At 66.3% G+C, this 17,345-nt stretch carries 15 protein-coding genes and 1 pseudogene; 11 read left to right on the top strand and 5 right to left on the bottom strand.

Annotated elements, in window-relative coordinates; genetic code table 11:
• Nucleotides 1-13 precede the first annotated feature (13 nt).
• Both JQ639_RS04950 and JQ639_RS04955 read right to left on the bottom strand, forming a co-directional pair.
• Entirely contained in the window at nucleotides 14-568 is a 555-nt protein-coding gene (locus tag JQ639_RS04950) for a TRAP transporter small permease (RefSeq protein ID WP_211969135.1), read from the bottom strand.
• Nucleotides 565-1,596, bottom strand: coding sequence for a TRAP transporter substrate-binding protein (locus JQ639_RS04955; protein ID WP_211969134.1), 1,032 nt, complete (start codon nucleotides 1,594-1,596; stop codon nucleotides 565-567). Before JQ639_RS04955 ends, JQ639_RS04950 begins: the two co-directional genes overlap by 4 nt.
• 198 nt (nucleotides 1,597-1,794) lie before the next feature.
• On the opposite strand from JQ639_RS04955, the gene JQ639_RS04960 reads away from it, so the two are divergent.
• From JQ639_RS04960 to JQ639_RS04975, 4 genes are all read left to right on the top strand, one after another.
• Complete coding sequence (locus tag JQ639_RS04960) at nucleotides 1,795-3,024, top strand: CaiB/BaiF CoA transferase family protein (protein ID WP_211969133.1); 1,230 nt, start codon at nucleotides 1,795-1,797, stop codon at nucleotides 3,022-3,024.
• Nucleotides 3,025-3,259: 235 nt separating this feature from the next.
• Entirely contained in the window at nucleotides 3,260-3,712 is a 453-nt protein-coding gene (locus JQ639_RS04965; protein ID WP_211969132.1) for a MaoC family dehydratase, read from the top strand.
• On the top strand, nucleotides 3,712-4,590 hold the full coding sequence (locus JQ639_RS04970; protein WP_211969131.1) for an HpcH/HpaI aldolase/citrate lyase family protein: 879 nt from the start codon (nucleotides 3,712-3,714) through the stop codon (nucleotides 4,588-4,590). Before JQ639_RS04965 ends, JQ639_RS04970 begins: the two co-directional genes overlap by 1 nt.
• Nucleotides 4,591-4,602: 12 nt before the next feature.
• Entirely contained in the window at nucleotides 4,603-5,367 is a 765-nt protein-coding gene (locus tag JQ639_RS04975) for an IclR family transcriptional regulator (RefSeq protein ID WP_211969130.1), read from the top strand.
• Nucleotides 5,368-5,391: 24 nt separating this feature from the next.
• On the opposite strand, the gene JQ639_RS04980 is transcribed toward JQ639_RS04975, so the two are convergent.
• Nucleotides 5,392-7,437 carry an NAD(+) synthase gene (locus JQ639_RS04980; protein ID WP_211969129.1) on the bottom strand — a complete coding sequence of 682 codons (2,046 nt, stop codon included), beginning with the start codon at nucleotides 7,435-7,437 and terminating at the stop codon, nucleotides 5,392-5,394.
• Nucleotides 7,438-7,636: 199 nt separating this feature from the next.
• Between JQ639_RS04980 and JQ639_RS04985 the strand changes: the two genes are divergently transcribed.
• The gene (locus tag JQ639_RS04985) at nucleotides 7,637-8,530 is read left to right on the top strand and encodes a 3'-5' exonuclease (protein ID WP_211969495.1); all 894 of its coding nucleotides are present in this window, start codon (nucleotides 7,637-7,639) and stop codon (nucleotides 8,528-8,530) included.
• Nucleotides 8,531-8,545: 15 nt separating this feature from the next.
• Here JQ639_RS04985 and JQ639_RS04990 read toward each other — a convergent pair whose 3' ends face one another.
• Nucleotides 8,546-10,222, bottom strand: coding sequence for an amidohydrolase (locus JQ639_RS04990; protein WP_211969128.1), 1,677 nt, complete (start codon nucleotides 10,220-10,222; stop codon nucleotides 8,546-8,548).
• 343 nt (nucleotides 10,223-10,565) lie between these two features.
• Here JQ639_RS04990 and JQ639_RS04995 point away from each other — a divergent pair, with 343 nt between their 5' ends.
• Nucleotides 10,566-11,279 carry a hypothetical protein gene (locus JQ639_RS04995; RefSeq protein WP_211969127.1) on the top strand — a complete coding sequence of 238 codons (714 nt, stop codon included), beginning with the start codon at nucleotides 10,566-10,568 and terminating at the stop codon, nucleotides 11,277-11,279.
• A gap of 26 nt (nucleotides 11,280-11,305) precedes the next feature.
• Here JQ639_RS04995 and JQ639_RS05000 read toward each other — a convergent pair whose 3' ends face one another.
• Nucleotides 11,306-11,572 (bottom strand): glutamate-cysteine ligase family protein, encoded by a 267-nt coding sequence (locus JQ639_RS05000; protein WP_211969126.1) that lies wholly within the window; start codon nucleotides 11,570-11,572, stop codon nucleotides 11,306-11,308.
• 12 nt (nucleotides 11,573-11,584) lie between these two features.
• Here JQ639_RS05000 and JQ639_RS05005 point away from each other — a divergent pair, with 12 nt between their 5' ends.
• The 5 genes and pseudogenes from JQ639_RS05005 (at nucleotide 11,585) to JQ639_RS05025 (ending at nucleotide 17,345) form a co-directional block, all read left to right on the top strand.
• The gene (locus JQ639_RS05005; RefSeq protein WP_211969125.1) at nucleotides 11,585-12,538 is read left to right on the top strand and encodes an NtaA/DmoA family FMN-dependent monooxygenase; all 954 of its coding nucleotides are present in this window, start codon (nucleotides 11,585-11,587) and stop codon (nucleotides 12,536-12,538) included.
• Between the two features lie 353 nt (nucleotides 12,539-12,891).
• The gene (locus tag JQ639_RS05010; RefSeq protein ID WP_211969124.1) at nucleotides 12,892-13,788 is read left to right on the top strand and encodes a DMT family transporter; all 897 of its coding nucleotides are present in this window, start codon (nucleotides 12,892-12,894) and stop codon (nucleotides 13,786-13,788) included.
• Between the two features lie 218 nt (nucleotides 13,789-14,006).
• Nucleotides 14,007-15,271, top strand: a pseudogene (locus JQ639_RS05015) (MFS transporter).
• A 241-nt stretch (nucleotides 15,272-15,512) separates the two neighbouring features.
• Complete coding sequence (locus JQ639_RS05020) at nucleotides 15,513-16,247, top strand: alpha/beta hydrolase (RefSeq protein ID WP_249123499.1); 735 nt, start codon at nucleotides 15,513-15,515, stop codon at nucleotides 16,245-16,247.
• 192 nt (nucleotides 16,248-16,439) lie between these two features.
• Complete coding sequence (locus tag JQ639_RS05025) at nucleotides 16,440-17,345, top strand: hypothetical protein (RefSeq protein ID WP_211969123.1); 906 nt, start codon at nucleotides 16,440-16,442, stop codon at nucleotides 17,343-17,345.

Raw genomic sequence — 17,345 nt, forward strand, 5'->3', positions numbered from 1 at the left:
CCGATGTTGCCCGCTATTCGAAGGAATTGGCTTCGCCGGCCCCGGTGATGGGCGGCAGCGGATAAAGGTCGCGCCCGGTGGCGAGGCTGAGGAGATGGCCGACAAGCTGCAGCAGCAGCCGCAGCACCAGCACGCCGCAGCCGAACGGCACCAGCGCCGCGGAGATCCAGGTCGGCCACGGAATGGCCCCCCCCAGCACGTCGCCCTGCTGGTAGTTGTCGAGCGCGCGCTCGAAGCCGACCTGCGAGATCAGTCCGAACACGAACAGCCCGACCAGCGCCGTGACGATCTCGGACAGGCGGCGTCCCGCCGGCGAAAAGCGATGCAGCAGGATGTCGACGCCGACATGAGCGTGCTCGCGCAAGCCATCCGACAGCGTGAGGAAGAACACCCCGGCGAGCAGGTAGAGCCCGATCAGGTCATAGGTGAAGCTGAAGGGGCGGTTGACGACGTAGCGCATGAAAACGTCGGCGACCACCAGCACCATGATGATGAACAGGAATGCGACCGCGATGAACGTCAGGATGCGCTCGATCGCGGCAAGAACGTCGCCGATCCGCCGGATCACTTCTTCACTCCCTCGGCGAGCAGCGCCTCGAACTCCTTGAGCGCGGCGGATGCCGGTTTGCCGCGGGCATCGAGCGCGGCCGCCCAATCCTTGCCGACTCCCTTGAACTTCTCTTTCATCTCCGCGCGCGTCGCCGGCGGGATCGCCTCGAAGGTGACGCCCGCCTGCTCGAGGCGCTGACGCGAGCCGTCCTGTTCCTTGTCGACGTCGGCACAGGCCTTGGCCTGCATGGCCTCGGAGGCTTCATCCATCGCGGCCTTTGCATCGGCCGGCAGCCGGTCCCAGGCCGCCTGGCTGATCGAATAGGCGACGATGAAACTGCCAAAGCTGACGCCATCGGTGGCGTGCTTCACCAGCTTCTCCAGGCCATAAGAGGTGACGCTCTCCATCGGAAACAGCAGGCCGTCGAGCGTGCCGCGCGACAGCGATTCATAGGCGTCGGGCGCCGACATCCGCACCGGCACCGACCCGATCGCCCGTAATGTCAGATCCTGCGCGCCACCGGTGGTGCGCAGCTTCAGTCCCTGGACATCCTTGAGCGTCTCGACCTTCTGCCTGGTGCTGTAGATCTGATAGGGCGGCAGTACCACTTCCATCAGCAGGCGGATCTTGTTCGGCGCATATTCCTGCTTGGCGAGCACGCCCTGCCGCGCGCTCTTCCAGTACGCCGCCGTGCCCTCACAGCTGGTGTGGAACGCCTCGGGCAATTGCGCGACCTCCGACAGCGGCATCTTGTCGGAGGCGTAGGACGGCGCGATGTAACCGATGTCGACGACGCCCGACTGGGTCAGCCGCAACAGATCAGCGGCTTTGCCGATCTGCTGGTTGGGATAGTAACTGAAGGTCACCGCGCCCCTGGTGCGCGCGGTCACCTCGTCCATCCACGGCTTGAGCATCAGCCGGACGAGGTAGTGGCCGGCTGGAAACGAATCCGCGACCTTCAGCTCAAGGGCCTGCGCCGGAGCGGCCACACCTGCGGCAAGCGACAGGGCGACCAGCGAACCGGCCCATCCCAACGATGTCTTCATGCGTTTTCTCCCGATGTCTCTTGGCTGGGCTCGTCTTGTTTGGATAATTTGTACATATACGTGGATTAAACCGTCAATATGCTGAATTATCCGAACAGAAATGCGCGCCCCGCACGTTGACAGCGCGCTCTCCAAATTTAATGTCCACGTAAATGGACAAAACAATCACATAATATTCTGCGGGAAGGAAATCGCACCATGGGTCCCCTGGACGGCCTGACCATTCTCGATCTCACCACGGTGCTGATGGGCCCCTATGCGACGCAGATCCTGGCCGACATGGGCGCCAATGTGATCAAGGTCGAAAGCCCCGAAGGCGACATCGTCCGGCAGATCGGGCCGGGGCGGACGCCGGGAATGGGCGGCATGTTCCTCAATGCCAATCGCGGCAAGCGCAGCATTGCCATCGACCTCAAGAACAAGGACGGCCGCGACGCCCTGCTGCGCCTCGTCGAGACCGCCGACGCGCTCGTCTATAATGTGCGGCCGCAAGCCATGGCCCGCCTCGGTCTCGACTACGAGACGCTGTCCGCCATCAACCCGCGCCTCGTCTATGTCGGCGTGTTCGGCTATGGCCAGAGCGGCCCCTACGCGGCCAAACCCGCCTATGACGACCTGATCCAGGGCGCCTCGACCATCCCGACCCTGCTGGCGGCGGCCGGTGACGGCACCCCGCGCTATGTCCCGATCACCATGGCGGACCGCGTCGTCGGACTGATGGCGGTCAACGCCATTCTCGGCGGCCTGATGCATCAGCAGCGCGCCGGCGTCGGCCAGCGTATCGACGTGCCGATGTTCGAATGCATGACCGACTTCGTGCTGATCGACCATCTCGGCGGCCTGACCTACGATCCGCCGCTCGATCATGGCGGCTACGCGCGCCTGCTGTCGCGCTACCGCAAGCCGTACAGGACCAGCGACGGCCATCTCTGTGTTCTCATCTACAACGACAAGCAGTGGCGCAGCTTCTTCGAGGCGATCGGCCGGCTCGATTTCCTGGAACAGCCGCGCTTCGCCAACCACGCGGCGCGGCACAAGCACATCGACGAGATCTATGAGGAGATCGGCCAGATCTTCCTGACACGCACCACCGCGGAATGGCGCGCCCTGCTCGAGACCGCGGACATCCCGGTGATGCCGATGCACACGCTGGAAAGCATTCTCGACGACCCGCATCTCAACGCCGTCGGCTTCTTCAAGACCGTCGACCATCCGACCGAGGGCCGTGTCCGGCAGATGCAGGTGCCCTCGACCTGGAGCGTCAGCCAACCGCAGCCCGGCGGCCCGGCGCCGACGCTGGGCGAGCACGGCCGCGAGATCCTGCGCAACGCCGGGTTTACGCCTGAGGAGATCGAGCGACTCGCATCGCAGAATGCGGTGTTTCTTGGCGCCCAGTCGGCAAGATCTGGCTCAGAAGGCAACCAATGACCGATATTCCAGACAGGCGGAATATCCGTCACCCTGAGGTGGCCTCGCAAAGCGAGGCCCTCGAAGGGCGACGGCCCGGGTGCTGATCCCGCGCCCAGGCCGAGCATCCTTCGAGGCTCGCTTCGCTCGCACCTCAGGATGACGGAACAACCGCTTCGTCTGCCAGCAAGAACTACAGCGCACCGGACAACACGAAGACAAGCAAACAAGACCAACGTTTCAGCAGAGGACGACCATGGCAGGCCTGTATTTCGAGGATTTCACCGTGGGGCAGGAATTCACCCACGCCCTCACCCGCACCGTCACCGAGATGGACAACACCATGTTCAGCCTGCTGACGCTCAATCCGCAGCCGCTGCACATCGACGCGCACTTCTCCGCCAAGACCGAATTCGGCCAGCGCATCTTCAACAGCCTCTATACACTCGGCATCATGATCGGCATGACGGTGTACGACACCACGCTCGGCACCACCGTCGCCAATCTCGGCATGACCGACGTGGTCTTCCCCAAACCGGTGTTTCATGGCGACACGCTGCGGGCGACCACCAAGGTACTGTCGGTGCGCGCCTCGAAGTCGCGGCCGAACGCCGGCATCGTCGAATTCCGGCATCATGCTCTGAATCAGGACAATGAGGTGGTCGGTAGTTGCCGCCGCAGCGCGTTGATGCACCGGAGGCCGGCGTGATGCGCTCGATGCTGTTCGTCCCCGGCGACAGCCCGCGCAAATTCAAGCGGGCATCGCAGGGGCAAGCCAGCGCGCTGATCCTCGATCTCGAGGATTCCGTCGCGCCGGACAAGAAGAACGAAGCGCGCGACCTGACGCGCACAATGCTCGGCAACCGTCGCGATGGCCAGCAGCTCTATGTGCGGGTTAATGCACTCGACACTGGCATGACACTGCAGGATCTGGCTGCGGTAATGCCAGCCGCGCCCGACGGCATCGTGCTGCCGAAATGCCGCGGCGGTGACGACGTCCGCCAGCTCGGCTTCTGGCTCGACGCTTTCGAAGCGGCGACCGGATCGGCCGTTGGCGCGACACGCATCGTGGTGGTAGCGACCGAGACCGCCGGATCGGTGTTCGGCCTTGGGACCTATACGGACTGCTCGCCACGGCTCGTCGGCCTGATGTGGGGCGCGGAGGATCTCGCTGCTTCGCTCGGCGCCACCGAGAACGGCAGCGGCGGCCAGTTCCACAGTCCCTACCGCCTCGCGCGTGATCTCTGCCTGATGGGCGCCGCCGCCGCCGGCGTCGCCGCCATCGATACGGTCTACACCGACATCGAGAATCTTGTCGGCCTTGAACAGGAAACCCGCGCCGCCCGTCGCGACGGCTTCTCGGTCAAGGCGATCATCCATCCCAAGCATGTCGACATCGTCAACGCGGCGTTCGAACCGACTGCGGCGGAACGGGCCTTCGCTGAAAAAATCGTCGCCGCGTTCGCCGCCAATCCCGACCTCGGGGTGATCCGGATCGACGGCAAGATGATTGACAAGCCGCATCTGAGGGCGGCTATGAAGACCCTTGGATTGACAGAGCTTCCCGCCCCTGGTGCCGGGCTCTAGCTGGGATCGATAATGATCGTTCGACAGGCCGCGTACGTACTGGACATCCTGGAATACTTCGCGCGGACCAGGCAGCCGGCGTCGCTCGCTGATATCGCCGACCATTTCGGCTGGCCGCGGTCGAGCACGTTCAATCTCCTGACCACCCTGTCGGAAAAGGGTTATCTCTACGAGCCACGGCCGCGCGGCGGCTACTATCCCACCCTGCGCTGGCTGGCGCAGGCCCGCGCCGTCGCCGAGGTCGAGCCGCTGCCGGAATGGACCCACGCCCTGATCACCGACATCTCGGCCGAGAGCGGCGAGACCGCGGCGATCGCGGCGCCGTCCGGCACCCTCGCCATCTTCATCGATGTCGTGGAATCCAGCGCCGCGATCCGCTACTTCGCCCAGATCGGCCATCGCGTGCCGATCCACGCCGCTTCCAGCGGTCGCGCGCTGCTGCTGCAGTACAGTCCGCAGGAGCGCGATGCGCTCTATCGCAAGATCGAATTCAAGCAATATGGGCCGACCACGCCGATCAGCATCGACGCGGTCGAGGCGGAGCTGCGAAAATCGACCGAACGCGGTTATTGCCTGAGCTTCGCCGACTACAGCCGCGATCTCGCCGGCGTCGCCCTGCCGCTGCCGATCGGCGACCGCCGTCTCTCCGCGGTCATCGCCGGGCCTGAATATCGCATGCGCCCACGCATGGAGGAGATGGCCGCGATCCTCGCCAAATTGATCCAGCGCCATCGCCCGGCCGCAGATCAGACCGCGCCGGTCGCAGCAGTGCGGTGAGCGGACCGCAGGTCCCTCTCCGCATCAGGCCGACGGCACGTTGCGCTCGAGATCGTCGAGCCATGCTTTGGCATTGCCGTCCGATGGCGCCCGCCAGTCGCCGCGCGGCGACAGTGCGCCGCCGGCCGACACCTTGGGGCCGTTCGGCATGGCCGAGCGCTTGAACTGGCTGAAGGCGAAGAAGCGCCGCAGGAACACTTCGAGCCAGCGCCGGATGGTCGCCAGCTCATAGGCGCGCCGCGTCGCCTCGGGAAAACCAGGCGGCCAGGCGCCGGCCTCGACGTCGCGCCAGGCCTGCAGCGCCAGGAACGCGATCTTCGACGGGCGGAAGCCATAGCGCAGCGTGTAGAACAGGTTGAAGTCCTGCAGCTCGTACGGGCCGATCGACGCTTCGGTGCTCTGCGGCTTTTCGCCCGCCGCCACCGGCACGAGCTCCGGTGAGATTTCCGCGGCCAGGATCGAGGTCAGTGTCACACCAACCTCGTCGGGGAACTGGCGGGAGGCAACAACCCAGCGGATGAGATGCTGGATCAGCGTCTTCGGAATCCCCGAGTTGACATTATAGTGCGCCATCTGGTCGCCGACGCCGTAGGTGCACCAGCCGAGCGCCAGCTCGGACAGGTCGCCGGTGCCAATGACGATGCCATGGTGATGATTGGCAAGGCGGAATAGGTAGTCGGTGCGCAGGCCCGCCTGGACGTTCTCGAAGGTGATGTCGTAGACGGCATCGCCCCGCCCGAATGGATGGTCGATGTCTTTCAACATCTGCGTCGCCGTGGCGCGGATGTCGAGCTCGGCGGCGCTGACGCCGAGCGCACGCATCAGCGCCCAGGCAAAGCCCTTGCTTTGATCGCCGGTGGCAAAGCCCGGCATGGTGTAGGCGAGGATGTTGGTGCGCGGCAGGCCGAGCTGATCGACGGCGCGGGCACACACGATCAGCGCATGGGTGGAATCGAGGCCGCCCGAGACACCGATGACCAGCCGCTTGGTGCCGGTCGCGCGCATGCGCTGCACGAGGCCAGCGACCTGGATGTTGTAGGCCTCATAACAATCCTGCGCGAGTCGCGCCTCATCGCTCGGCACGAACGGAAAGCGTTCGACCGGACGCGCGAAGCCGACGTCGGCCAGCGGCGGCTGCAGGGAGAACAGGATCCGCCGCCACGCCCGACCGCCGCTCGCGGACTGGCGGGCGTTGTCGTCGAACGTTCCCATCACCAGGCGCTCCTGCCGCAGCAGGTCGAGATCGAGGTCGGCGAACGTGATCTGGCCCTGCTGCGAGAAGCGCTCGCCCTCCGCCAGCAACACGCCGTTCTCGAAGATCGACGTCTGGCCGTCCCAGGCGAGATCGGTGGTGGATTCTCCGGGCCCGGCTGCGGCGTAGACATAGGCCGCGAGGCAGCGCGCGGAGGTCGACTGGCACAGCAGCGCGCGGGACCGCGCCCGGCCGATGGTGATCGGGCTGCCCGAGAGGTTGACCAGCACGGTGGCGCCGGCGAGCGCAAGCTCCGCTCCCGGGGTCACCGGAATCCACATGTCCTCGCAGATTTCGACGCCGACCGTGAGGCCGGGAACGTCGTCGGCCGAGAACAGCAAGTCGACGCCGAACGGCGCCGCAGCCCCGGCGATCACGATCTCCTGCCCGGTGATGCCGGCACCCGAGGCGAAATGGCGCCCCTCGTAGAATTCGCGATAGGTCGGCAGGTAGCTCTTGGGCACGACGCCGAGAATGCGCCCGCGATGAACGACGACGGCGCAGTTGTAAACCCGCGCGCCAAACCGCAGCGGCGCGCCGACAATCAGGACGGTCATCAGCTCGGTCGAGGCCTGCACCACGTCCGCCACCGCCCGCTCGACGGCGTCGAGCAGCGGCGCCTGCAGCAGCAGGTCCTCGATCGCATAGCCCGACAGGCACAACTCCGGAAACACCGCGACCGCGACGGCCCGGTCGTGACATGTCCGCGCCGCCCCACAGACCGCCGCGGCATTGGCCGCCGGATCGGCAACGCTGGTGACCGTGACGCAGGCCGCCGCCCGGGCAAAACCGTGTCGATAGATCGCGTGGAAGCTCATGTCGCAGCTCAACTCCTGTCGCGCTCCACCATTGCCGATCGGGCTGGGGCCGGCAAGCGCGGTTCCGCAGGCCACCTCTGCGCCCGTTGTCGCGGGCCCGCCGCCGCCCCCACTGTCAATCAGCACCGGGTTCCCGGAGGTGGATAACCCCGGCCAGGGGCCCGCGCCAGCATTCCGCGACTCATTTATAAGCCGGATCATGACCGAGCACCTGAACCTGGCCGAACTGGCGGCCACGCTGGAGCGATCGCCCGACTACCGCATCCTCCGCCGCCTCGTGCCGCGGAGCGAGTTCACCTCGGGCGACAGCCAGTCCACGCGGACCGGCCTCATCCTCGATGTCGAGACGACGGGCCTCGATGTCTCCCGCGACGAAATCATCGAGCTTGGGATGGTCAAGTTCACCTATCGCCCCGATGGCCAGATCGTCCGCGTCATCGATACCTTCTCGTGCTTCAATCAGCCGTCGGGCACGATCCCCGACGAGGTGACGGCACTGACCGGGATCACCGACGCCATGGTCCGCGGCCACAAGCTCGATGTCGATGCGATCGCGGCCTTCGCCGCCGATGCCGTCATCGTGATCGCCCACAACGCCGCGTTCGACCGCAAGTTCATGGAGCGCTACTGCCCGCCATTCGCCCAGAAGGCCTGGGCCTGCTCGGTCAGCGAGGTCGAGTGGCGCGACCACGGCTTCGAAGGCTCGCGGCTGTCCTATCTGTTGATGAAGGCGGGCTTCTTCCATGAAGCGCACCGCGCGGTGGACGACTGCCAGGCGCTGCTGGAGATCCTTGCCGTCCAGCTTGCGGAGATCAACAGGACCGTCCTCGCCACCCTGCTCGATAAGGCCCGGCGCAGGACCGTGCGGATCTGGGCGCAGCACGCGCCGTTCGACCTCAAGGACGAGCTCAAACGGCGTGGCTATCGCTGGAGCGACGGCTCGGATGGCCGGCCAAAATCCTGGTACATCGACGTCGACGAAAACGCCCGCGAGGCTGAGCTCGCCTTCCTGCAGACCACGATCTACCAGCGCGAGGTCGACCTGATGACCCGGAGCCTGACCGCGTTCGACCGCTTCTCGGTGCGGGCGTAACGGCCAGATTCTCGTTCACGCGCCAGCGTGGGTGTGGACGGCCCGTCCCTCGAACAACGTCGCCAGCACCTTGACGTCGGCGATCTCGTCGGCCGGCATCTCGAACACGTTGCGGTCGAGGATGATCATGTCGGCTGATTTCCCGATCTCGATCGAACCGGTGACCTGCTCCAGCCCCAGCACCCGTGCGCCGTTGATGGTGTAGATCTCCAGCACAGTCGCGAGATCGAGCGCCTGCTCGGGCCATAGCGCGACGCCGGGAAACGCGCCGGACGGATTGCGCCGCGTCACCATGCCCTCGATGCCCGTCCATGGATCGGGGTTGGACACCACCGGCCAGTCGGAACCGCCGGCCATCAGCGCGCCGGTTTCGTGCAGGCTGCGGTTCGGCCAGAACCGCGTGGCACGCTCCTCGCCCATCGCTGCCTTGTGGCCTTCCAGAAACAGGGTTGGATACCAGATGATCGGCGACAGGTCGGCCGCGACGCCAAGCGCTGCGAAGCGGGGAATGTCTGCGGGCAGGATGTAACTGGCATGGGCGACATGGTGCATCAGCGACGTCGGCCCGTTGAAGCTGCGCACGACCTCGATGGCGTCGAGCGCCTGTGTCACGGCCGCATCGCCGGCGCAGTGAATCTTGACCGCGATATTCTGCTTCTCGCACTTGCCGATCCAGCGTACGAGATCCGGCACCGTGAACATGGTCATGCCGCGAAAGCAGCAGCCATGCAGCGCGTCCGTCACATACGCTTCGTGGAAGGCCGCGGTCTTCGCTCCGGGCACGCCATCGAGGAAGATCTTGGCGCAGTCCGGCCGGACATGTGTGCTGCGATAATCCTCGCGCATGGCGAACAGCGCATCGCCCACCGGCCCGATCATCGCCGCCGGATAGCTGACCGGCAGCGAGGCGACCGCCCAGGCCGACAGCTCGCCACGATCATCCAGCCCCTTCAGCGCCGCCAGCGTCGGTTGCATGGTGGCGGCGTCCAGAAATGAAGTGACGCCGAAGCCGTTGAGAATGGCAACAGCCCGCCGCACCGCGTCACGATCCATCTGCGCCGTGTAGTGACCGGCCTCGACAAGCGCGGCTTCACCCAGCGCCGAGGCCGTTTCGATCAGTACGCCGGTCAGCGCGCCGGTCATCGCATCGCGGCCGATCTCGCCATTGTCCGGTGGCACGGTCTCCGCCGTGATGCCGGCAAGGCGCAAGCCGGCCGAGTTCAGCCAGCGATTGTGGCCGGAATCGTCGCGCAGCAGCACCGGATGATCACCGCTCGCCGCATCGAGCGCGGCAAGCGCCTCGGCGGTGTTGAGCAGGCCGAGTTGGCCCGTCTCCCAGCGCCCGCCGACAATCCAGCCGCGGGGAGGTGCATTGCGGGCCGACGCTGCGACACGCCCAGCGATCTCGGCAACGCCGATGCCCGGTGGCAGCCGCGTTTCGTAGAGATCCGCCCGGCCGCCGCTGATGATGTGGTTGTGGACATCGACAATGCCCGGCATCACCATCCGTCCCGCAAGGTCACGGACCTCCGTGCGTGGCCCGATCAACGGCTTGATTTCGGCGTCACCGCCGACCGCGACGATCCTGCCTCCTCTGATGGCAACCGCGCTGGCCCAGTTGCGGGCCCGATCCATGGTGTAGATCCGGCCATTGGTCAGAACGAGATCGGCGGGCGAAACTGCAGACACCATATGCAGGGGCTCCGGACAGGGTGGAACCGGCACCCTCCTGTCCCCGACAAGACCGCGCAATCAGCCGTATGGCTGATCACTCTCCCTCCAGCGACCGGGCACGCCCGCCACACGCAACGAAGGCAACGCCTCGGCCGCGGCGACCGGCGACCGAGCGGCCTATCACGACACCCGTATCTTCGGCTATGCTTTGACATGGCAGTGTCTCCGCCTGGAGCGATACTGACGGGGGACAATCCCACTCCCCATAGCTGCCACGATGCCTGGACCGAGCCGAAGAACCTTTCTCGCCTGCTGCGCCATCGGCCTCTCCCCCTCTCGCGCATTGTCCGAGGACAAAATGATGAAGAACGTCGCAAACGAGCTGCCGTGGAAAGACGCACCGGACGCCGTGGCCTGCAACTTCGCTCTTGGGCACCTGGTCAACAACCTGCCGGGGCGCGTGACCGTCGGCGGCAGGATCCACGCCGAAACCTATATTGCAGCCGTCGGCGCCATCGCCGGCTACGCCGCACAACGCACGCTCTTCGCCGCTGGCGCGGGGGCGACGGCCGACATCAAACGTGTCGCCGCAGCCTCGGGGGAGCAGTACTGGTTCGGTGACAGCCTCAATCACATGCTGGTGCCGGCGACCGCGGCCGAAGGCAACCGCTGCGTCTGGTCGCTTGCAGCCGGCGGCGCCGTGAGCGCGGGCATCGACGCCCAGCGCCTGCCCAGGCTCGACGCGATGTTCAAGCATGTCGCCTCGACCATCGGCGGGCCGAACGAAGGCAAGTCGTCCGTGCCCGCTCAGCATCAGGCTCAACTTCCGGTGCGGGACCTGCTGAAGGCTGTCTGGCCGGTGGCGACCACCTGCTTTTCCGGAGCGCTTCCGGGCGCCAGCCACGCCTACGGCGCGGCGCCGGTCGCATGGTGGTCGGCCATCGCGGCTCAGGCCGCGAACCGCCCCATCCAGAACGTCAAGGGCGTGCTGCCACCGGGCATCGCGCTGACGCTGCTGATGGAGACCGCGATCTACAGCAGCAAGCTCGACCAGTCGAAAATCGAGCGAGCGTGAACTGTCCCCTTCGCGCGTGACGAGGTCTAAAGCCCGTACGCCTCGCAGGTGGGCGCGACCGATCCGCGCCATGGCCCGTTGAACAGCGCGACCATCTCCTCGGCTGCGGTCCGGCCACTGTCGACGATCCGGTCGAGCGCGAGATAACAGCTCTCGTCGCGGCCGAGATGATCGAGCCGACCGCGCCGCCGCAGCCCCGAGTGGGCAAGCTCGATGCATTCGCGCGCGACATCGTGCAGTTCGCGATTGCGGATGCGAGTCTTCAGTCCGAAACGCGGCGCATCGTCCAGCAAAGCCTGCCGCCGATGCCGCGCAACGCGATCATGCGCAGCGGCACCGTGACATCGTTCGATCCGATGATCATGCTGCCGGCGATCGCGTCCTGCACCACTAATATCGGCCTGATCGCCACCGCGACGACGAGCTACGAGCAGCCATATCTGGTGGCGCGGCGGTTCGCCTCGCTCGATCACCTCAGCGGCGGCCGCGCCGGCTGGAACATCGTCACCACCGTCAATCCCGAGGCTGCGCTGAACTTCGGCCTCGACATGGCGCTGAGCCACGACGATCGCTACGAGCAGGCGCAGGAGTTCTTCAAGATCGTCACCGGACTGTGGGACGGCTGGGCCGACGATGCGCTGGTGATGGACAAGGAGAGCGGCGTCTTCTTCAATCCCGACAAGGTGCGGGCACTGGAGCACAAGGGAAAATATTTCTCGGTCAAGGGCCCGCTCAACGTCGCCCGGCCCGTGCAGGGCTGGCCGGTGGTCGCCCTCGCCGGCGCCTCGGAATCGGCACGACAGATGGCCGCCGAAACCGCCGACCTCGTGTTCGGCAACGCCCGGAGCCTCGAGACCGGCCGCGCGTTCTACAAGGACGTCAAAAACCGCGCCATCGCCGCCGGCCGCAATCCCGACCATGTCAAGATTCTACCCGCCAACCAGGTCTATGTCGGAGAGACCCGCAAGGACGCGTTGCGCAAGAAGCGCTACATGGACGATCTCGTCCATGTCGACAGCAACATCCCCAACCTGTCGATCCGCCTCGGCGTCGACGTCTCCCGATACGATCCCGACAAGCCGCTGCCGGACCTGCCCAAGACCGAGCAGGGTCAGGGCAACCAGCGCGAATGGCTGGCGCTCGCCCGCCGCGAGGGCCTCACCATGCGCGAACTCGCCAAGCGCGCGGCCGAATCCGGCACCGGCGAGATGGTCGGCTCACCCCGGGAGATTGCCGACCAGATGGAGGAGTGGCTGTAAGGCGAGGCCTGCGACGGCTTCATCATCGTGTTCTACACCGTGCCTGACGGCCGAAGGCAAGACGCTGCGGGAGAACATCGGACTGCCGCGTCCGAAGAGCTGGCATGACTAATCGGCTGTCGTCGCCGCCGCCATGCCGGGCTATGGACGCCGGCAAGAGGCATCGCCGCTGGCGCGAGGCCACGGTCGCTGGCCTCTCCCCCGCCCCGCGTCACGCGACGCCCAGGTTCCGGACAGTCATGCTTCCGCTTCCCCGACCGACGCCCCGCGCCGGACGAGGCGTTGCGCCGGCGACGCTGCATGTAGCGGCCTTGCGGAGACGCTCGGCCTGGAAGACGGGAATGATGCAGGCAATGAATACGCGATTGAAAGGTGTCGGCTATGGGCTTCTCGCGGCGCTCGTGTGGGGCGGCTTTCCCGTCGTCACCCGTCTCGGGGTTGCCCATTCGCCGCTCGATTCCTACGATATCGCATTCATCCGCTTCGTCGTTGCCGGCACGCTGCTGCTGCCGGTGATGCTGCGGCGAGGCCTCGGCGGCCTCGCCCCGGCGCCCATTGCGCTGATGATCGCCGGCGTCGGCGCGCCCTACATTCTCGCCGTCGCCGCGGGGCTGAGCCACGCCGCGGCCGGCTTCTTCGCCCTGACGCCAGGCAGCATGATCGCCTTGACCGCGATCTTCAGCCGCTTTCTCACGCGGCAGCGGCTGTCGGCGATGCAGCTCGCCGGCATCACGATCGTGCTGCTCGGCATGGCGCTCGCCGGCAGCAACGTCCTGACGGCAGGCGGCGGCTGGACCGCCATCGCGCTGTTTGTGCTCGGTGGCCTGCTGTGGGCGATCTACAACATCACCACCAAGGTCTGGGCCGTCGATGCCTTGCTCGCGACCGCGATCGTCTCCGTCGGCTCGGCGATCATCTATACCCCGCTCTACCTCGCGTTCCGCGGCACCGCGCTGCTGCACGCCCCGATCGGCGCCATCGCGATCCAGGCGGTCTATCAGGGCGTCCTGGTCTCAATCCTCGGGCTCTACGTCTTCAGCCGCAGCGTCGCGATCCTCGGACCGGCCATCGGAGCGACCTTCGCCGCCCTCGTGCCGGTGCTCGCGACCATCGAGGCGGCGCTGCTGCTGGGCGAACAGCCGCCGCCACTGGCGCTTGTCGGCATCGCCATCGTCACCGCCGGCATGATCGTCAGCCTGCTCCAGTCGCCCCGGCGCGAAAGCGGGGCCTCCGGGACCGGCGCTTCATGACAGCTCATTGACCAGCGATGCCGGCGCCGCGCGATACGGGTCCGCAACAGGGAGGCAGCCATGACGGCATGATGATGATGACGATCGCCCCGGTGATCTCACGCAACTGAGAAACAACAACCAAACAGGGACCAGGAAACGGCCATGTCATATGCATTGGAGACACCATCGTCGGGGCTGGGGACGACAGCCTCGAAAAGCGCACCGTCCGCAAGGCCATGATGCGCCTCATCCCATTTCTCGTGTTGTGCTATTTTTTCGCCTACATCGATCGTATCAATATCGGTTTCGCCGCACTCGGGATGAACAAGGAGTTTGGCTTCTCGCCGATCGTGTTCAGCACCGGCGCGGGCATCTTCTTCTTCGGTTACTTCCTGTTCGAAGTCCCCAGCAACATGGCGCTGGAGAAGGTCGGCGCACGGCGCTGGATCGCGCGCATCATGATCAGCTGGGGCATCGTGTCGATGCTGATGGTACTGATCTCCGGCACATCGAGCTTCTATATCATGCGCTTCCTGCTCGGCATCGCAGAGGCCGGCTTCTTCCAGGCATTCTCCTGTACCTGACCTACTGGTTTCCGGCGGAATATCGCGCGCGGATCATTGCCGGCTTCCTGATCGCGGTGCCGGTGTCCTCGACCATCGGCGCGCCGATCTCCAGCATGCTGCTGGACATGGACGGCATCGCCGGCCTGCGCGGCTGGCAATGGCTGTTCATCATCGAGGGCATTCCCTCGGTCCTGTTCGGCATTCTAACGCTGTTCTATCTCGCCGACCGTCCCGAACAGGCAACCTGGCTGAATGCCGACGAGAAGCGCTGGCTGATCGACCAGCTGGCGCGGGAACGGGCTGCCAAGGAGCAGGTCCGCCATCTCACTTTTGGGCAGGCAATGGCCAATCCCGATGTGTGGGGGCTCAGCGTGATCTATTTCGGGCTGGTCGCGGCGATCTATGGCACCAGCTTCTGGCTGCCGCAGATCGTCAAGGCGTTCGGACTCACCAACATCCAGACCGGCTTCGTGACAGCGATCCCCTATCTGTTCGGTGCACTGACCATGGTGTTCTGGGGCCTCAGTTCCGATCGGCGCCGCGAGCGTGTCTGGCACAACGCCCTGCCACTGGCGCTGGCAGCGATCGGCCTCGCCGCCTCGGCCTATGCGGGCTCACCAATGACCACGATGATCGCGCTGACGGTGGCCTCGATCGGCATCTACTGCGCGTTCGCGCTGTTCTGGACGCTGCCCTCGGCGATCCTCACCGGCAGCGCCGCTGCCGGCGGCATCGCGCTGATCAACTCGCTCGGCAATCTCGCCGGCTTCGGCGGGCCCTACCTGATCGGCTGGATGAAGGAAACCACCGGCACGTTCTCGGCTGGCCTGCTCGTGGTGGCGGTGATGCCGCTGGTTGCCGCACTCCTCACGCTGGTGTTTGGCCGGCTGCGCGCGGGGGAGCTGGCGGCCGGCGAGGCAACCGCCACCAAATGAGCCATTCCTGCGACGGGCCGGATGTTGCGTCCGGCCCGTCGGGGATCGCGCGAACTCGAGTTTCGGGCTAGGTTGGACGCAGCCGTTCACCCGCGTCCTGCCTGGATCGATGCCCGCCCTGCCACACCTCCGTCGACAATGCTCTTCGTGGTGGCTCGTATCAGCGGCCGCCATCGCGATTGCGATCGTGTCCCCTGGCCGGATCGCCCGTGCGGACGATCGCGTTCCTGACCGCCCGTCGATGCCTGCCTCCGGCCACGACATCATCGAACGAACGGCCGAGGTGCCCCTCACCGACGGCCGGCGGCAACGTGTGCTCTACGCCGCAGCGCCACAGCCCCGGGCGATCCTCATCATGTTTCCCGGCGGCGCCGGCGATATCGGCCTCGACGAGAGCGGTACCATCCGACATGGCGACAATTTCGTCGTCCGCACCCGCGCGCTGTGGGTGAAGCACGGCTACGCCGTCGTCATTCCCGACACCATCGACGGCGCCAACCTGCGCGGCTCGCGCAGCTCGCCGCAATATGCCGCGCTCGCGCGGGATCTCGTGGCATTCGCGCATCGGCAGGCTCCCGCGCCCGTCTTCCTGCTCGGCACCAGTCAGGGCGCCATCGCGGCGCTGAACGGCGCGGCCCATGCCGCGCCAGGAGCCATATCCGGTGTCATCCTGACCGAGTCGGTCTCGCGGCTCGGCGGCAGCGGCGAAACCGTCTTCAGTGCGGGGCCTGAGACCGTTCGCGTGCCGGCGCTCGTCGTCGCCAACCGCGACGACCGCTGCGATGTCGCGCCGCCCGAGGACGCGCCCCGCATCGCGGCGGCGATGACCGCATCGCCCGACGTCCATGTCGCTGAAATCAGCGGTGGCACGGCACGATCGACGCGCACTTGCGGCTCGCTGACCCCGCATGGCTATTTCGGCATCGAGACTGCCGTGGTCGACATGATCGCCGCATGGATCGACCGCCATCGGTGATGACATCGGCCTCGTCCGAGGAAAACAATCCCCGGCCTCCGTGAGCCGCTGGCATGGAACAGGCCCAACACTCTCCACGGAAGGGCCTTGGTTTGGTCAAACCGGCGTGTGGAATAACAGGGTCTGATCATGGGCGCTGTGCCGGTTGCACTGGCGCCCCATCGCCATGCCTGCGGGGACCAAAGCACGCCGATGCTCTCCATCCTGAAACCCAAAGAGGCCGAGCCGCCGACGCGGACCGATCCTCACGACATCATCCTGATTGCAAGCGCCGATAAGGTTGCAGCCGATGGCGGACCACCGCCGCTGGCGCCCGAGGCGCCGCGCATCGTCGTCGATACCGCCGCGCCATCCCTCGGTGAACCCGCCCCGGAGCCGGCGGCGAGCCGTTCCATCCCTTCGGTGGACACGACGTTTCGTGCGACCGCGGTCGACGGAAAGATCGACGACGTCATCGTCGATCCGCTGCCGATCGGGGTCCCGCTGTCGGATGGCCCGCGCCCGCTGCGCACCGCCGGCCGCTTCCTGATCGCGGTGATGCTGGGCGGCATCGCCACCCTCGCCTGGCAATCCTATGGTGACAGCGGCAAGCGCATGCTGGCGCACTGGGCTCCCCAGCTCGCGCCGCTGCTGGCGCATGCGCCCGCGCAACCCGCGGCAGTGGCCCCAGAGGCCGCTCCAGCCAGCGTCACGTCTCCGGCTGCGCCAACATCCCCGGGTGCTCCGAGTCCGGCTGCTGTATCGGTCCCCGCAGCCGACACGGCCCAGGCTCTGCAATCCATCAACCAGAGCCTCTCGGCACTGGCGCGCGATGTCGAGCAGCTCAAGGCCAGCCAGGAGCAGTTGAAGGCGAACCAGGAGCAGATGATCCGCGACGTTGCCAAGCTCGCGATCCAGCGCAAGCCCCCGGCCGCAGCCCCACGGCCCGCCATGACGGCGCCAGCACCAGCACCTGTCCACAGAACGGCACCTCTTCCGCCGCCGCCGGCCGCCGGCGCACCACCGCGTCCGCTCGCACCGCCGGCACCGATCCGGTCGACGCCATCCATGCCGCCTCCGCCCGCCAGCGGCGTGACGCCGCCACGGCCCATGCCCTGA

Source organism: Bradyrhizobium sp. U87765 SZCCT0048 (genome assembly GCF_018131225.1).
GTDB lineage: Bacteria > Pseudomonadota > Alphaproteobacteria > Rhizobiales > Xanthobacteraceae > Bradyrhizobium_A.

Coding starts and splice junctions, on each gene's coding strand:
- JQ639_RS04955 (WP_211969134.1), bottom strand. CDS start 1,596: ATGAAGACATCGTTGGGATGGGCCGGTTCGCTGGTCGCCCTGTCGCTT.
- JQ639_RS04960 (WP_211969133.1), top strand. CDS start 1,795: ATGGGTCCCCTGGACGGCCTGACCATTCTCGATCTCACCACGGTGCTG.
- JQ639_RS04965 (WP_211969132.1), top strand. CDS start 3,260: ATGGCAGGCCTGTATTTCGAGGATTTCACCGTGGGGCAGGAATTCACC.
- JQ639_RS04970 (WP_211969131.1), top strand. CDS start 3,712: ATGCGCTCGATGCTGTTCGTCCCCGGCGACAGCCCGCGCAAATTCAAG.
- JQ639_RS04975 (WP_211969130.1), top strand. CDS start 4,603: ATGATCGTTCGACAGGCCGCGTACGTACTGGACATCCTGGAATACTTC.
- JQ639_RS04980 (WP_211969129.1), bottom strand. CDS start 7,437: ATGAGCTTCCACGCGATCTATCGACACGGTTTTGCCCGGGCGGCGGCC.
- JQ639_RS04985 (WP_211969495.1), top strand. CDS start 7,637: ATGACCGAGCACCTGAACCTGGCCGAACTGGCGGCCACGCTGGAGCGA.
- JQ639_RS04990 (WP_211969128.1), bottom strand. CDS start 10,222: ATGGTGTCTGCAGTTTCGCCCGCCGATCTCGTTCTGACCAATGGCCGG.
- JQ639_RS04995 (WP_211969127.1), top strand. CDS start 10,566: ATGAAGAACGTCGCAAACGAGCTGCCGTGGAAAGACGCACCGGACGCC.
- JQ639_RS05005 (WP_211969125.1), top strand. CDS start 11,585: ATGCCGCGCAACGCGATCATGCGCAGCGGCACCGTGACATCGTTCGAT.
- JQ639_RS05010 (WP_211969124.1), top strand. CDS start 12,892: ATGAATACGCGATTGAAAGGTGTCGGCTATGGGCTTCTCGCGGCGCTC.
- JQ639_RS05020 (WP_249123499.1), top strand. CDS start 15,513: ATGCCTGCCTCCGGCCACGACATCATCGAACGAACGGCCGAGGTGCCC.
- JQ639_RS05025 (WP_211969123.1), top strand. CDS start 16,440: ATGCTCTCCATCCTGAAACCCAAAGAGGCCGAGCCGCCGACGCGGACC.